General features: G+C 68.5%; 12 protein-coding genes and 5 pseudogenes. 9 read left to right on the forward strand and 8 right to left on the reverse strand.

Annotated features, from left to right (window positions below; genetic code table 11):
* Positions 1-51: 51 nt before the first annotated feature.
* The gene (locus ACWV17_RS28290) at positions 52-240 is read right to left on the reverse strand and encodes a hypothetical protein (protein WP_455356692.1); all 189 of its coding nucleotides are present in this window, start codon (positions 238-240) and stop codon (positions 52-54) included.
* 1,299 nt (positions 241-1,539) lie between these two features.
* Between ACWV17_RS28290 and ACWV17_RS28295 the strand changes: the two genes are divergently transcribed.
* The 6 genes and pseudogenes from ACWV17_RS28295 to ACWV17_RS28320 all read left to right on the forward strand — a co-directional run.
* Complete coding sequence (locus ACWV17_RS28295) at positions 1,540-1,728, forward strand: hypothetical protein (RefSeq protein WP_455356693.1); 189 nt, start codon at positions 1,540-1,542, stop codon at positions 1,726-1,728.
* Positions 1,729-1,939: 211 nt separating this feature from the next.
* Positions 1,940-4,420, forward strand: coding sequence for a DnaB-like helicase C-terminal domain-containing protein (locus tag ACWV17_RS28300; protein ID WP_455356694.1), 2,481 nt, complete (start codon positions 1,940-1,942; stop codon positions 4,418-4,420).
* Complete coding sequence (locus ACWV17_RS28305) at positions 4,420-4,992, forward strand: hypothetical protein (RefSeq protein WP_455356695.1); 573 nt, start codon at positions 4,420-4,422, stop codon at positions 4,990-4,992. Before ACWV17_RS28300 ends, ACWV17_RS28305 begins: the two co-directional genes overlap by 1 nt.
* A 211-nt stretch (positions 4,993-5,203) precedes the next feature.
* A pseudogene (locus ACWV17_RS28310) lies at positions 5,204-5,335 on the forward strand (hypothetical protein); the annotation flags it as partial.
* A gap of 134 nt (positions 5,336-5,469) precedes the next feature.
* Positions 5,470-6,002, forward strand: a pseudogene (locus ACWV17_RS28315) ((Fe-S)-binding protein); the annotation flags it as partial.
* Between the two features lie 69 nt (positions 6,003-6,071).
* A pseudogene (locus ACWV17_RS28320) lies at positions 6,072-6,340 on the forward strand (transposase); the annotation flags it as partial.
* 465 nt (positions 6,341-6,805) lie between these two features.
* Here ACWV17_RS28320 and ACWV17_RS28325 read toward each other — a convergent pair.
* From ACWV17_RS28325 to ACWV17_RS28345, 5 genes and pseudogenes are all read right to left on the reverse strand, one after another.
* On the reverse strand, positions 6,806-7,819 hold the full coding sequence (locus ACWV17_RS28325) for a helicase associated domain-containing protein (protein WP_455361900.1): 1,014 nt from the start codon (positions 7,817-7,819) through the stop codon (positions 6,806-6,808).
* A gap of 149 nt (positions 7,820-7,968) precedes the next feature.
* Positions 7,969-8,489, reverse strand: a pseudogene (locus ACWV17_RS28330) (transposase family protein); the annotation flags it as partial.
* A gap of 81 nt (positions 8,490-8,570) precedes the next feature.
* The gene (locus ACWV17_RS28335) at positions 8,571-8,777 is read right to left on the reverse strand and encodes a DUF5133 domain-containing protein (protein ID WP_455356698.1); all 207 of its coding nucleotides are present in this window, start codon (positions 8,775-8,777) and stop codon (positions 8,571-8,573) included.
* A 112-nt stretch (positions 8,778-8,889) separates the two neighbouring features.
* Positions 8,890-9,170, reverse strand: a pseudogene (locus ACWV17_RS28340) (SsgA family sporulation/cell division regulator); the annotation flags it as partial.
* Between the two features lie 532 nt (positions 9,171-9,702).
* The gene (locus tag ACWV17_RS28345) at positions 9,703-11,139 is read right to left on the reverse strand and encodes an ATP-binding protein (protein ID WP_455356699.1); all 1,437 of its coding nucleotides are present in this window, start codon (positions 11,137-11,139) and stop codon (positions 9,703-9,705) included.
* 136 nt (positions 11,140-11,275) lie between these two features.
* On the opposite strand from ACWV17_RS28345, the gene ACWV17_RS28350 reads away from it, so the two are divergent.
* Positions 11,276-11,644 (forward strand): hypothetical protein, encoded by a 369-nt coding sequence (locus ACWV17_RS28350; protein WP_455356700.1) that lies wholly within the window; start codon positions 11,276-11,278, stop codon positions 11,642-11,644.
* A gap of 48 nt (positions 11,645-11,692) precedes the next feature.
* Entirely contained in the window at positions 11,693-11,881 is a 189-nt protein-coding gene (locus ACWV17_RS28355) for a hypothetical protein (protein WP_455361901.1), read from the forward strand.
* Here the strand turns inward: ACWV17_RS28355 and ACWV17_RS28360 are convergent.
* Positions 11,862-12,170 carry a helix-turn-helix domain-containing protein gene (locus tag ACWV17_RS28360; protein WP_455356701.1) on the reverse strand — a complete coding sequence of 103 codons (309 nt, stop codon included), beginning with the start codon at positions 12,168-12,170 and terminating at the stop codon, positions 11,862-11,864. The two genes, ACWV17_RS28355 and ACWV17_RS28360, sit on opposite strands and share 20 nt — an antisense overlap.
* A gap of 314 nt (positions 12,171-12,484) precedes the next feature.
* Here ACWV17_RS28360 and ACWV17_RS28365 point away from each other — a divergent pair, with 314 nt between their 5' ends.
* Positions 12,485-12,688 carry a cold-shock protein gene (locus ACWV17_RS28365; RefSeq protein ID WP_242331983.1) on the forward strand — a complete coding sequence of 68 codons (204 nt, stop codon included), beginning with the start codon at positions 12,485-12,487 and terminating at the stop codon, positions 12,686-12,688.
* Between the two features lie 397 nt (positions 12,689-13,085).
* On the opposite strand, the gene ACWV17_RS28370 is transcribed toward ACWV17_RS28365, so the two are convergent.
* Positions 13,086-13,772: a hypothetical protein gene (locus ACWV17_RS28370; protein ID WP_455356702.1), complete on the reverse strand. Its 687-nt coding sequence runs from the start codon at positions 13,770-13,772 to the stop codon at positions 13,086-13,088.
* Positions 13,773-14,210 lie beyond the last annotated feature (438 nt).

Genomic DNA, 14,210 nt, shown 5'->3' on the forward strand with positions numbered 1-14,210 from the left:
TGTCAGAGGACCCCGGCCGTGGCCAGGGTCCTCTGAGGTTCTGGGGTCGGGCTACGCGGCGGCCGGCTCGGGGTCTGGCTCCTGCGAGACGGGATGGGCGAGCTGAAGACGGCGGCCCATATTCAGCCGTACCTCACCGTAAGGCTGGATGTGCATCCAGAACCGCGGGGTCAGGGCGCGTTTGTCCTCGTTGGTCAGGAGGTCTGACCACTCCGGATCGGCGAGCATGTCTTGGATCATCAAGGTGTTTACCTGTTGACTGAACTACCGGGAGAATTTGCCCAGTTCAGCGGACAGCCCGCGAAGCGCGTGACTATGGTCCCGCCCCGTGATCGAGAGAGATGGGCAGGACCGAGATCTGCGCTCGTTGGTCGTACCGCGGGTCGGGTCGCTCCTGGAGACGCGCGACGTCTGGGAGCCGTACCGGCTGCTTGATCCCGCTGGGACGGTCGTCGAGCCGGTCACGGTGTACCTGAAGGACTTGCAGGGCATCGGACGCTGCTCCCCGCACCCGCGGGGATGGTCCCTGTTCGAGGTGCGGCGCCGGTGCGGGGCAGACCTGCTCCCCGAAGTATCCGTACCAGCTGAACAATTCGCAGAGCGACTGGCACGAGCTTGACACCGTCGTCGAGTTCATCAGGGACCGCCACGACGTTCAGAAGGTCACGCTCGCCGGCTGGTCGGCGGCCTCGTTCCAGATCAGATCGGGCCGTATGCCCTGCAGCACCCCGAGAAGGTAGATAGCCTGCTCTTTCTCGCCGCGATGTTCCCGCCCAAGGGCAGGGCAGCAAGCCAGGTACGCGCTTCGATGCGCCGGTTCCGCTGCCGGTGTCCACCCCGGGCGCCGTATTCGGCTTCCCGGTGAACCTCACCGGTAGGGCCGGCTTCGAGAGAGCATGGCGCGGCCGTCCTGAAGGCCGGCGACCAGATCCCTGTCCTTGGCGGCGCCGCTGTCCTCACCGTGCTGGAGGCTGTCCACGAGACCGTCAGTGGGTCCACGCTCCTGCGTCTGGCCCCGGCGGGCGGAACGGACACGATCCAGCTCCCCTCGATCGCCTGGTCAACGTCAGCCGGTTACAGCCCGAGGCGGATCAGGACGCCGACCAGGACGACGAGGACGTCACGGTGTCGGTCGCGCCATGGCCAGCCATGAGAACGCTCGCGCCCGATACGCCTTCGCGCTGACCGCTTCTGCCGATCGGGGAAGGCACCTGGGATGAGCGGATGTTCCAGCAGACCAACGAGCGCATCCTGAAGGAGCATGCTCCTATCGATGGGGCGACGCAGGCGGATTGTGATGGATGCGTGGGCAAGCCGTGGCCGTGCGAGACCGTGCGCTCGGCGATCGGCCAACCAGAGCCGAACCACGGGGAGTGGCGGCCCCCGCGACGCGTGGTGAATCACTTCGCCATCTCACCTGGCCCAAGGGGTACTCGAACACCTTGGGCTTGGGTGTGACATCCCTCTTATGACCGTGGGACAACGGAGTCCTGTGCATCGGGGCGTCCGTCGAGGGCCTGCACGAGAAGGGGCGCCCTGATGTCCGACTACTGGGGGCGAGCCCCTCGACGAGCTGCTCAGCGCTTCGCCCAGTCGTCCGGCAAGGCGCGGGACTTCGCGGGTGAACTCAGCAGCAACCTGCGCAAGGCCCACTCCGCGGTCGGACATATCGCGTACAACGATGCGCCCGACCGACAGAAGGAGCAGGAGGCGGCAGCGCAGAACTGAGCCGGTTTGTTCGTCGCCCGGCCCGCTCGTCGGCATCGTGGGAGAGCTGTGCTCCATGTCCGTCAACCCACACCGAAGAACCTCGCAAATGAGTGAGTTACACGGAAAGTGTGGTGACTTTAGCGAGATAATGAGTGGATTCCGATACCATGATGGGGAGTTGAGTGTTCTGGGAGGGTGAGTGAGTCAGTCGCCACGGGCAGAGGCCGCGATGAACGCGACCCAAGCTCGGAACGCCTTGTACGCCTTGGTGAGGAGCGCTGAGGAGGGCGGGGTTACGACGCGGATCCACAAGCGGCAGGATTACGCTCTGCTGGCACCTTTGGACCGCCTCCCTGCGGCCCGGAAGCCGGAAGGTCTGCCGTCCCACTCGCTCAGCGCCGCGCAGAGGGATTTCGGCGAACTTGTCACGCTGGCGGCGCAGGGGCACCCGCAGGTTCTTTTGCGGAACACCACACCGGTTGCGGTGCTGCTGCCCGTCGACGCCGTCTCCGGTGCTCTCTCATCCGATCCGGCCGCGCACACCGGCGCGGCGCCCGCAGGAGGTGCGGTGAACAGCCAAGGCAATCCGGAACGCGACGGTGCGCCGCGCAGGCTCGCGACGCTGGGCGACGTCATCGGCGCGGTGCTCACCTCCGGCCCGGCGGCCGGTGGTCCCACGTTCGGGCTGCCCGGCCTGGACGCTGCGACGGGCGGTCTGCAGCCGGGCCGGCTGATGCTCGTGGCGGCTGCACCGAACGTCGGCGGAAGCCTGCTGGGGCTGGCCGCCGCACGTCAGAGTGCGCTCGTCAACAACCACCGGGTCCTGTACGCGGCGTCGGGACCGAACCGGGCCGACATCACCCGCCGGATCATCTCCGCGGAGACCGGGGGAGACTACCCGCGCCTGAAGCAGGGCCGCCTCACCGAGCACGAGCAGCAGGTCGCCCAGCAGCTGGTCCATGCGCCGCTGATGATCGATGACGGCAGCGACCTGACCGCTGAGGCCATCGCCGATACAGCCCCGCACGTCCCAGACCTGGCGCTCGTGGTCGTGGACCGGCTCCAGGCCGCCCACAACGCCCGCCTGCCGCTGTCAGGGAACCGCCTCCCGGACGCCTCCCAGGTCCTGGCCGGCCTCGCCCGCACCCTGCACGTCCCGGTGCTCGCCGTCGTGGACAGCGACGATCCCACGCTCCTGGGCCTCCTGGACGCCGACGTCCTGGTGACGCTCGCCCCCGCCGCTGACCCTGCCAAGGTCCAGGTGACGGTCGCGGAACGCGACTTCGGCGCGATCGGCTCGGCGTACCTGCGGCCCGACCTACTGCACGCCCGCTTCCTCGACGCCGAAGCCGCCCCCGTCGGTCGTACGGGCGGCGAAGGATCCGCGCGGAGCCTGGGCAGTGCGGTGGAGCAGGAGCTGGCTGAAGCGGCGCTTCCCTACACGTCCGGTGCCCAGCAGGGGCTGACCGCCTCCGTCACCCATGTGCTGGCTGCCCTGCGCACCGCACTGACCAACGGCGACCCCGAAGCCCTTGCGGAACTCGGGCCGTCCCTGGCCCAGGCAGCTTCGGCGCCGCCCAAGTTGCCGGACACCGCCGAGGGACGCCGCCTCGCTGCCGCGTTGCAGGCGTACAGCACCGCCGTGTCCGCCGGCACCACGCGGCAGTCTGCTGCTGACAGTGGGCAAGTCCCCGACGAGGTCGACGAAGAAGACAACGGGGACGGTCTGGAGCCGGGGGATGAGGAGGATGAGCCCGAGGGAGCGGTCTTCCCCGCCCTGAGGATCCTCAAGGACGCGGTCGACCGCTCGAAGATGCACCCGATCAAGGTCATCCGCACCGAGGAACGGGACAGCGGTCCGTGGCCGCTGATCAGCGAGGACATGGACGGCGAGCCCCGCTGGGTCCACCCCGACGTCACCAGCACACGCGTCGCCCACACCAAGGCGAATGGAAAGCGCGTCAGGCGAGACCAACTCCTCGTGCCCGACTCCTTCGGTGAGGGCGTGATGTGCCTGATCGACCGCAACGGCAGCTACCCGTCCGCCTGTTCGGCCGTCCCCCTCGCCCCGAACAAGCTCCTGCACACAGGCGCCCTCGAAGCGTTCGACAAGACCCAGGCCGGCATCTACCTCATCGACATCCCGCAGTGGAACCAACCGAACATGCCGCACCCTCTGGGACGGCTCACCGAGCGGCCCGACGACCAAGGCCGCGTGTGGGTCACCACCCCCCACATCAAGCAGCTCGAGAAACTCGTCCGCGAAGGCCACCTCGGCGCCGCGCCGGCCATCCACGACTCCTGGACCGGGAAGGCCAACGAGTCCCTCTTCAAACCCTTCTACGCTGCCGCCCGGCAAGCACGTACCGAGCTCGTCCAGGCCGGCGGCGACCCCTATAAGGCATACAAGACCCGGCTGTCCATCGCCCTGCGCCTGCTGTGGCCCAAGCGCAAGGAACAGCGCTCCCCGTTCTGGCGGCCCGACTGGCGCATGAGCATGGTCGCCGAGGCCTCCGTCCGCCACTGGACCATGGCCTTCAAGGCAGTCCAGGAAGGTCACACGCTCATCGCCCTGCGCAACGTCGACGCCGCCATCTTCTTCACGCCCCCCGGCACGCCGCCCGCCACGTACCGGATCGGGACCGGCTTCGGCGAAGTGAAGGCCAAGTACATTCAGCGCGGCGAGATCATCCCCGAGGGTGACGACTGATGGCCGGGCCCGCAGGCCGCGGCGGCTCCCTGGGCGGCTCCCTGGGCGACCTCCTGCGCTCCCAGGTCACCCCGCGGCACCGGCTGTCCTCGTACAAGGCCCGGCACTGGCACGCCCAGCTCAGCCAGCTCACCGCAACCCACCGAGGACACCAGGCCCTCGAGGACGCCGGTCTCCATGTGACCACCAAGACCCTGATCAACTGGCTGTCCGACCCCGAGTACAACATCCGCCGCAGCTACCGCGACCTCATCCACACCGCCTACGAGAACGCCGCCGTTATCCCCGCCGACCCGATCCCCGACCACGTCAAGGACGGCCAGTTCGAGATCAGCGGCATCGTCAAGACAGGCGATGACGAACGCGAGCGCGGCACACCACGGGCAGCGCCCCTGCGCATCGACGCAAGCAGGGGCAACTGGGACGAGATCGAGGAACTCTGGGCTGCCGGCGAGCTCACCGACGACGAGTTCGAGGATCACTTCATCGACGACGTCATCGTGGCGGACATCGGCGAAGGCACCGACGGATGGGAGTTCCCCGGAAGCTCGTACTCCGTCGAGCTCAGGTGACACCGCCACACACTGAGCGATTGGCCCGCCTCGGAGCGGAGGCACGGCCGACTCCGCGGGCTTCTACGGCTGGCATCTGCAAGATCCGCACGCACTCCTCGATCCGCCGAGGCTCCGCCCATGCGCGGGGTCCGGGTGACATGAGAAACGCCCGGCTCCCCGCTGCGCACTGGGGAAGCCGGGCCGCTGTGTTGGATGGTCAGCCAGCGAGGTGACCGTCCTGCGCGGTGGTAATGAGGGTGGTGAACTCGCCGGCCGCGACATCACCCACATCCACCTCGGCGGCGGCTCCCGCAACGACCTGCTCTGCCAGCTCAACGCCGACGCCACCAGACTGTCCGTCATCGCCCGGCCCACCGAGGCCACCGCCCTCGGCAACATCCTCGTCCAGGCAAGAGCCGCCGGACTGGTGGCCGACCTGACCGCGCTGCTCTCTTCGCCACCTGCGTCAACGACGCCCTCTACCCGTCCACGGCGATCGCCACCGTCAAGGTGCTGGAGCGCCTCGGAGTCGAGGTGGACCTGCCGCCCAGACCTGCTGCGGCCAGCCGCAGTTCAACACCGATTACCGGCGCGCGACCGAACCGCTGGTGCGCCGCACGGCCCGCGCCTTCCAGGGTTACGACCACTTCGTCGCCCCTCCGGCTCCTGCGTCGCCATGGTCCGCGACAACTCCCCCCGGATCGGAGCCAGTTCCTGGCCGAAGGCCGCGGCCAGGGACTGGCCGGCGCCGCCGTGTCCCTCGTGCCGCGCGTCCACGAGCTGACCGAGTCCTCGTCGACGTGCTGGGGGTGACGGACCTGGGCGCGTACGTCCCCTACACGGTCACCTACCACCCGTCGTGCCACGGGCTGCGCATGCTCGGTCTGGGCGACCGGCCGCGTCGGCTGGTGCAAGCGGTCAAGGGGCTGGAACTGATCGAGCTGCCGGGTGCCGAGGAGTGCTGCGGCTTCGGCGGAACCTTCGCCGTGAAGAACGCCGACGTGTCCGTGGCGATGGGCGTGGACAAGATCTGAGGGTGATCCTTTGGAGTGGACCCCCTGACAATGGATCTTGATGGTCCAGGGAGGGATGTCCAGGTGGGGCACAAGTCTCCGTATCCGGAGGAGTTCAGGAAGGATGCCGTCGCGCTCTATCGTGCCGCGGGAGGCAAGCGCACGTATGCAGCGGTGGCCGCGGATCTCGATAGTCGCTGCGGACGTGGGTCCGCAAGGAAGAGTCCCAGACAGCGCCTGAACACCGCGAGGCCGACGGGAGTACGGCCGAGGAGCTGGCCCAGCTTCGGGCAGCGAACGCCCGGCTGCGACACGGGAGTGGCAGCTGGAGCGCGAGATCCGGGTCTGCCCCATGACTGGGGCAACCAGCTCCGCGGCTTGCGATCAGGGCACCGGGCGCCCTTCCGCGCTCCCGGCCGGCGCACCCGGTGAGGTAGCGGATGAGCATGGTGATGAGTTCGTTCTCGAATCTTGGGACGTCAATGGGGTCAGGCGATGAGCGGGCATGGGCGAGTCCGGCAGCGTCCGGCCCGACCAGCTGCGCGCCCCGGCCGGCCGCCTTGGCCTCCACCACGTCGTCCAGCTGGTCGCCCTCGGCGGCCGCGCCTACGTCGATGCAGTTGCCGCCGTCCGGCCGGTCGTCCCGCATCACCGCGGCCGTTCACCCGCCCGCCCAACTGCGGCCGGTAAGCTGCTGGCAGGGCGAGCCGACCGCCCATCCGCCCCGACCGGCGCCCACGCCGGGGCGGTTCACCGCCGGTCGCTGGGAGAACGCAGCGGCACTATGAGCGGAGGCGACCGCTAACGTCTCGCGCTCATTAGGCACGCTTCCTTTCACCCCCTGGGGCCCCGCCTTTACGTCCAGCGCATGCCGATGGCGGAGAGCTGCTCGATCCGTCGGGCGTCAGTGTCGCGGCCCTGCTCCGCTGGTTGCCGATCCACGCTCCGAGCTTCAGCGGTACGTCCCGCTGCTCCTGGTCCTCGCCGTCGCGGCCGCCGGCCCCACCGCCGGCGACGATCCGCTCGACGTGCTTGCGCGGCACTCGAAGGTGCCCCTCGCGCTCGAAGAACTGGGCCGCGGCGGCGAGGTGCATCGCCCACTTCTCTGCCTGGCTCGTGCGCGGCTTCGGCTTCTCTTCCTCGGTCGCGGGTTCGATCCCGAGGACGTGTTCGCACATCCACTGCTGCACGGACGTGAGCTGGTCCCACCCGATCCTCACGGAATTCACCCATCGCCCCAGATCCTCGCCCGGGCGCACGACCTCGCCTGCCGTGGTGGGGAGCGTCCCGCCCTCGTCCAGGTGCAGCCGTACCAGGTGGGAGCACCGCTGCCAGGTGACCGGCCAGCTTGGGCACCAGGAGGGGTCGATGTCCTCCAGCTGCTCGCGCCGCTCCTGCGACAGCGCCCCGGCCGACGATTCCACCGGCAGGCCCTCGGCACGCCGCTGTTCGATCTCGGCAGCCTTCCGGGCGGCGGCCCGCGCATTCTTCAGCCAGATGCCTACCGCCGCTCCCTGGAAGGTGGCGTCCAGTGGGGCCAGGAGGTGGCCGTGTTCGGCGGCCCAGTCGCGTGCTGCGGTCAGCCCTTCCTCCCAGGCAACGTCGAAGTGGCTCCAGATCATGCCGAGCTTCTCCAGCTGGGCGACGCGGTCCTCGTCCATGTCCCCGCGGGCGTAGAAGCGCCGGGCGTCGGCGGTCCACTGTCCCAGTGGGAACCCGGCGAGCGAGGCCGGCCACACTTCCGCCTCTGCTTCCTTCCCGGCCGGGACGCGGAACGTGAACGGGACGCGGAGGTCGCCGTGTTCGCGGGCGTAGATGACGGCGGCCTCCACGCCGCGCCGCCAGTGCCCGGGTTGAGAACCCGCAGGTTGATGAACGCGGCGAGGGCGGCCGGGTCGCGCGGCGTGGAGAACTTCAGCAGGGCCTTGGCGGGGGTGCTGACGCTCCCGGAGCCCTCGCCGCTCCCGCCCGTGCTCTTCCCGACTTTCGGATGGGCACGCAGCCACGCCTGAAGGCGTGTCGGCCGTGCGGTCGGGCAGCACGTCGATCCGCTCATGGGTCTCGGCGTCGATCACCACGGTGGCATAGCGGTGACGCCGACGCAGGGCGAAGTCCCAGCAAACGTGCGCCCGCCCGGCCTGCTAACTCCTTGACCACGGCCTTGACTTGCCTGGTCAGACGGGCGGTTCGTCGCGGGTAACGGACTCCTGGCACCTGTTCGCGGAAGGTGTGGCGGCAGCCGAGCGTGGGACACACCAGGCGCCGCACCCGCACACGGACCACCACCCGGCGCCCGTCGACCGGCACGTCGGCCACCGTCCGTAGGTGATAGCCGTGCATGCGTCCTGACGACGCCCCGCACACCGGGCAGACCGCGATGTCCTGCGGAGTCCGTGCCCGCACCACGATCCGCTCACCCTCGTCGATCACGTCCTCGATGACCAGCGGGGACAGCCCCGAAAACACCGTCTGCACAAGCTCGTTGACATCCCTCACGCGAATGTCAACGACCCTCACGACTCTCCGTCACCACCGAATGTGAGACAGGGCCGTTTGTTTGACAGTCCCCTGCCTGCCCGGGCCTCATCTTCGTCCGACCTCCGCTCGGCTGAGCAGGTCGCGTGCCTGGGACACCGCCTGCTGGGGATCGCGCAGGCCGGTGTAGACGCAGACGATGTATTGCACGTCCTCCAGTTGCCGCCGGGCGTCCGGTTCCCTGCTGAGCAGCGGTGTGAGCGTGTCGAACTCGTCGAGCAGGTCACGAAGTACGGAATAGTTGATCAGCGGCATCTCGACTTCCTTTCCCGCACCGCACCGGTGCGTGATCCGGTCTTCCTGTCGTTCGGCCTGCGTTGCTCCGGCTGTCGAGGCTCAGGTGGCTGCACCCCCGAGGAGTGGGGGCTCAGCTCTCCGCGAGCAGGTGCAACAGCTCCGTTTCCTGGTCGTAGTGACGGTGCTCGGTGCCGGGCGGCGCCGCTGCGTGGGTCCGCTTCAGGAACGACTCCACGGCGTGTGCCGGGGCCTCGAGCAGGGCCTGTCCTTCGGGGGTGCTGAGGGCGATACACAGCACTCCCCGTCCGCGGTCCCGTGCCGGCCAGACGCGGATGTCGCCGGTACCGGCGGGCGGTGTAGGCCCTCGGCCAGCAGGTCGCGGGCGAAAACCCACTCGAGGTCGTGCTCAGCGGTGTCCGGGTCCCGCGAATGAACGCGATCAGGGAGAGGTGGGTGCGGACCTGTCGGCGCGAGCTGCTGGACCGCACCTTGATCTGGAACCGGCGCCACCTGCTGCACGCCCTGTGGGAGTTCGAACGGTTCTCCACGCGCATCGGCCTCACCAGGGCCTCGCGCACACCCGCCTGCTGCGCCTCTTGCCCGAGCCTATCGCCGATCCAAGGCAGATCGCCCGCCTCGACATACGAAGACGCGAGCGCCTGGGCGGCATCCTCAACGAGTACCAACACGCAGCCTGACCTCGACGGATGACATTTCCGGCAAGCGCCGGGCCGGGAAGAATGGTGAGTAGGACGATCCGGTGGCCGGGAGCGAGGTAGTACGAGATGCGTACCGAGTCGCGGTCGTGGCTGAGACGGAATCGCAGCTCTCTGACGCCGTCGTCGAGGTGAGTTGACGCGGATTCGGTGGAGCCAGGTGGGCGTCGCTCGTGCACACCCCGTACTGGAAGTAGTTGCAGCGGCCCTCGCTCTGGTGGGATGGGCTATTCCGCCGGGCGCCGGTAGGTGGTCGGCCGTCCTCTGCCTCCGAGTTGCTCTACCAGGCCTCGGCTGCGCAGGTCGCGGAGGATCTTGCGGACATTGGGGGCGGACAGATCCAGTGACTTCTGCAGCTCGGCTGCGCTCTGGGGCCCTGCCGCGAGTGCGTCGTAGACGCGCAGTGCGGTTTCGTTCAGCTCGGGTTGCGTCGCGGCTGCCGCTGCGCGCTGCAGTACCACCGTGAAGCGGATGCCCGCGTCCACGTAGTGGGCAGGAGGGATCCCGGCTTCGGCGAGCGAGGCTGTGACGATCGGGATTCCCGTGGCCAGGGCTTCGATGACCCGTGCTCCCGTTTCGGGGGAGCGGACATGCTGGCAGATCGCGACGAGCCTGGCGTTGCGTGCCGAGGTCACGGCGTCCCGGCCGAGACGTTCCACGGTGATCCCGTACAGTCCGCCGGGGTTGGAGACGACCAGTCGGTCGCGGCGGAGCCTGACCTCGATCGCCAGGCCGGCGGACCAGTGGTCGAGGTCGCGGTGTACCAGGGCGTTAGCGATCAGCTCCCGGAAGGCGATGTAGGGGTAGGTGGGCCGGTCGTGGACGGTTCCGTCGGGTTCGGACACGATCGTGGTGTCGAAGGTGCGCCGGGCCCAGGCCAGGGCCTCGTCGAGCATCCGAGGAATTGGCCCTGTGATCGTCGTCTGGTTGCGCGCGCGGGAGCCCACGGGATCCTCCGGCAGCGGCTCCGCTGATGCCTGGATCACGAATCGGGGGAACCACTGCTGAGGGTGGCTGCCGAGGGCCAGCAAGCCGGCGACGGTGGGAGTGTCCTCGACGGTGGTGACACCGGCGCGGCGCAGCAGCTCGGCGTCATCGGTGAAGCGCCCCAGACCGCGGGGGTCGCGCTCCCGGACCGACCGAAGGAACTCGGTGAGGAGCTCCTCGTCGAGATCCGCCCGGGTGGCGTCGGCGACTGGTGCCCGGTCGAAGAGCGGCGGGTGGCGTGCGGCGAGGAAGGCCTGCTCCTCGAGGGCCGACAGTTCGAAGTCGCCGTCGTATCCACGCAGATAGGAAGTGCCCGAGGCGGTGACCCTGCACGGCTTCGCCGAACGGTCGCACTCGTGGACCGCGGCCACCACGACGGGGCAGCCGTCGACGAGCCCGTCGCTGATGGTGAGGCGGACCGGAGGCGTGAACGAGCGGGCCTTGAGCGCGAGGCCCTGCTTCAGCCCCTGCGGGTCGGCCAGGGGAACCGGCCGGAATCCGGTCCGCTCGTCGAGTCCCAGGATGATGGTGCCGCCACCCGGCAGGTTCGCCAGCGCGCTGAGCGTCGAGGTCAGCGACTGGGGCAGCCCCCCAGCGGCCGACTTCACCTCGATGTCGGCACTGTCGCCTCCCGCCGAGCGCAGCTCCGCGATCATTTCACTCAGGTCCGTAGCCATGGGGTAAATGTAACCAGAGGACGGTTACATTTTCCGGGATTCTGGTTACATTTCCTGTGCTCCAGCGGTCGGTGTCGGCGTTGCGGGTGCCGAAATAACGCCGTTACCAACGCTTGCCGCGCTGCGGCTGTTGCCGATGGGCGACCGGGACAAGGACGCGGAGATCCTGGCTCTGCGCCATGAACTCTCGGTGCTGGAGCGCCAACTGGGCAGGAAGAAGGCGTGGTTCAGCCCGAGTGGCCGCGTCTTCCTCGCCGCGCTGCTGTACACCGGCATCCGCCGCAGCCGCTACCGAGGCCAAGCCAAGACCGGCCTGGCCCACGTCTTCAGCGCCACCGCGATCAACCTCCACCGCATGGACGCCCACTGGAGGGGACGTCCCTCGGCGCGACCCGGCACACCCACTTGGCCGACCTCGACCTCGAACCTGCCCTTGCCGAAAACTCATCCGCGCTGGTGGAAGCCGGTGTGCACGGTGCAGGGGATGTCCACGGCGGTCGCTTGAGCCAGTGCCCTCGCGTGGCTGTCGATCACCACGGCATGATGATCGACCATGCTGCTGCGACTGGCTTACCTGGGCAGGGCGAACGCGTTCGCCCTGCTGCGCCTGCTCCCGATGAGCGACCGGGACAAGGACGCGCGGCCGTTCGCCTGGTCGGGCTTCGACGAATCGTCGAGCTTCGGCAGGCGCGTTGGCGAACCGACAAGTAACCCCGTGGGCGTCAGCTGGCCGCATGGGTGAGGTCGCGTGCGAGCAGCGCTAAGTGAAGCGACAGCCGGATGTCCGGGTCATCGAGGTCCACACCGAGGACCTGCTGGGCCCGCTCCAGTCGTGAGTAAAAGGCTGCCCGGGACAGATGCAGGCCGGCGGCGGCGTCGGTCTTGCTGGACGGGTTCCACAGGAGGGCCCGCACCGCGTCGGTGAGGTTCAGCGTCGAGCCGCTGTCGTGCCGCTGCAGCAGTTCGAGTTCGCGCTCGACGAAGAGCCGTAGTCGCTCGTCACCGGCAAGGAGTGTGAGCAGGCCGCGCACGTGCACGTCCTCGAGGCGGTGGACGGTGGAGAGCTCGGCCGATGCTGTCGGACCGCCGAGACGAACGGAACGGCGAGAGGTGGCAACGCCCTCGGACTCGCGGCATGATCACGGTCCCTCAACCCGAACCGCCCAAAAGCGATCGTTGCTCTCTGGTGACGAGCAGTTCCGCCGTGTAGCGTCACTGGCAGATGTCGTGGTTCGCAGTACCTGCCCACGCTGAGGCGTGGGCGCTTTGCTGTGCAGTGCAGGACCAGGACGATCACTTCCGGGTCCGCGTGGTGCGGATCCGACATCGACTGAGAGGCACGAGCATGGCCAGCGGAACCGTCAAGTGGTTCAACTCCGAAAAGGGCTTCGGCTTCATCGAGCAGGACGGTGGAGGCCCGGACGTTTTCGCCCACTACTCCAACATCGCCAGCTCGGGATTCCGTGAGCTCCAGGAGGGCCAGAAGGTGACGTTCGACGTCACCCAGGGACAGAAAGGCCCCCAGGCCGAGAACATCACCCCGGCCTGAACGAGGTCTCTGGTGCCCGTCCCCGTTCGACCGGGGGCGGGCATCTCTGCTCGGCCGCAGTCCGCATGGACCGGTGTTGACCTGGCCAAGGGGCTCGGCTGGACCCTCACGAGAGGTCGAGGTGACGAAGGGCGGGCACCCGGCTCTCGTGCGGCGCCGTGGCCAGTGCCACCGTCACGGGGAGCTGAGAAACGGCTCTCGCGCACCCCTGGCTGCCTGGCCCGCATCTCACGTGCGGCTGATCGGTGGGCAGTGGCCGCAAAAGGGCTCCTCGTTGGATGGCCCGCCCTGCGCACCATGCCATCGGCCGTGAGTGCCGCCCAATGACGACACCCGGTTCGGCGCCACATCGTGGCGCAGGACACCCCAACGTCCGCACCAACCCGCTGCAAAGCCGTCAGGCTTCCACCGGCTCCGGCTCCGGCTCCGGCAATGCCTTGGACCCGTCCTCCTTCTTGACCGCCGTGTAGAACACCGAGTTCTGCTTCTCCTCGCGCTCCACGGCACCCTTCGCGATCAGCGAGTTCAGCCCGTTGCGCACCACCTGGTCGCTCGGATTGCGCCCGGGGTGAGTCTGCTTCACTTCAGCCGCCACTTCCCGCGCCATACGCGGCTCGTAGTGCTGGGTGAGCACCTCCAAGATGAGCTCACGCAGAGTGGGCTCATCCTTCTTCGCACCCGCCTGCGCCTTCTCGACAGGCTTGGTGGTCCTAGCGGTCTTGGCAGTCTTCGCCGCGCCCCGGGGCTTGGTCTGCGCCGTATTCCTCCGGCTACCCCCCGACTCGCTGGTGGCCTTCCCCGCTTGCCGCTGCTGCGGAACGGCCTTGGGCGCGGCGGCCTCTGCTTCACCGGCTGCGCTGTTGCGAGACTCGGCCAGCTGCTCCAGTGCGGTAGATCCCTCGGCCAGCTTGCCCAGCATGCCGGCCAGCCAAGCACGTTCCTCCTCAAGCCGGTCAAGGCGGGACTGCCAGCTCGCCATCTGCGAGCGGATGCTCTCCTGCTCCTTCGCGTTGCTCTCCAGGTCGGCTGCAATGTTCTCCGCATACCGATCCTGGATGTTGGCGATTCCCGGCTCCTTGGACACGACAGCTCACTCTCCTCGTACCTGGTGTTGATGCGGGATGCTACTCACCCAGACGCGACGGTAGTTGCTGTTGCGCAGCTGTCCCCCTCCCGGGGCACCAACAACGCTCGAGCAACACGGGCGCATCGCCGGCCGCCCAGCTCACACGACACAGACGCCAACCGTCATCTGCGCAGTATCTGCGAGCGGAAACTCACGTACAGGCGGGGCGAGCGAACAGCGCCGGGACTTCACCGTCCCCCTCCCGATGCATCGGCGAGCGGATGGAGGCTGAGCCCGCTGGCCACACCTGCTGCGCCACGACAGGCCGTCTCTGCAGGGTGCCGACCGATCTCTGCACGAGGGTTTCTTTCCGGCCAGGGTGGCGCGTACTGTCCAGGCCTCGGCACCCACCTGCCGGGCCTTGCGGTGCGCCTCCCTCTTGCGCACCGCGCGAGA

It is taken from the genome of Streptomyces mabaensis, from assembly GCF_053763515.1.

Coding starts and splice junctions, on each gene's coding strand:
- ACWV17_RS28290 (WP_455356692.1), bottom strand. CDS start 240: ATGATCCAAGACATGCTCGCCGATCCGGAGTGGTCAGACCTCCTGACC.
- ACWV17_RS28295 (WP_455356693.1), top strand. CDS start 1,540: ATGTCCGACTACTGGGGGCGAGCCCCTCGACGAGCTGCTCAGCGCTTC.
- ACWV17_RS28300 (WP_455356694.1), top strand. CDS start 1,940: ATGAACGCGACCCAAGCTCGGAACGCCTTGTACGCCTTGGTGAGGAGC.
- ACWV17_RS28305 (WP_455356695.1), top strand. CDS start 4,420: ATGGCCGGGCCCGCAGGCCGCGGCGGCTCCCTGGGCGGCTCCCTGGGC.
- ACWV17_RS28335 (WP_455356698.1), bottom strand. CDS start 8,777: ATGCCGCTGATCAACTATTCCGTACTTCGTGACCTGCTCGACGAGTTC.
- ACWV17_RS28345 (WP_455356699.1), bottom strand. CDS start 11,139: ATGGCTACGGACCTGAGTGAAATGATCGCGGAGCTGCGCTCGGCGGGA.
- ACWV17_RS28350 (WP_455356700.1), top strand. CDS start 11,276: ATGGGCGACCGGGACAAGGACGCGGAGATCCTGGCTCTGCGCCATGAA.
- ACWV17_RS28355 (WP_455361901.1), top strand. CDS start 11,693: ATGCTGCTGCGACTGGCTTACCTGGGCAGGGCGAACGCGTTCGCCCTG.
- ACWV17_RS28365 (WP_242331983.1), top strand. CDS start 12,485: ATGGCCAGCGGAACCGTCAAGTGGTTCAACTCCGAAAAGGGCTTCGGC.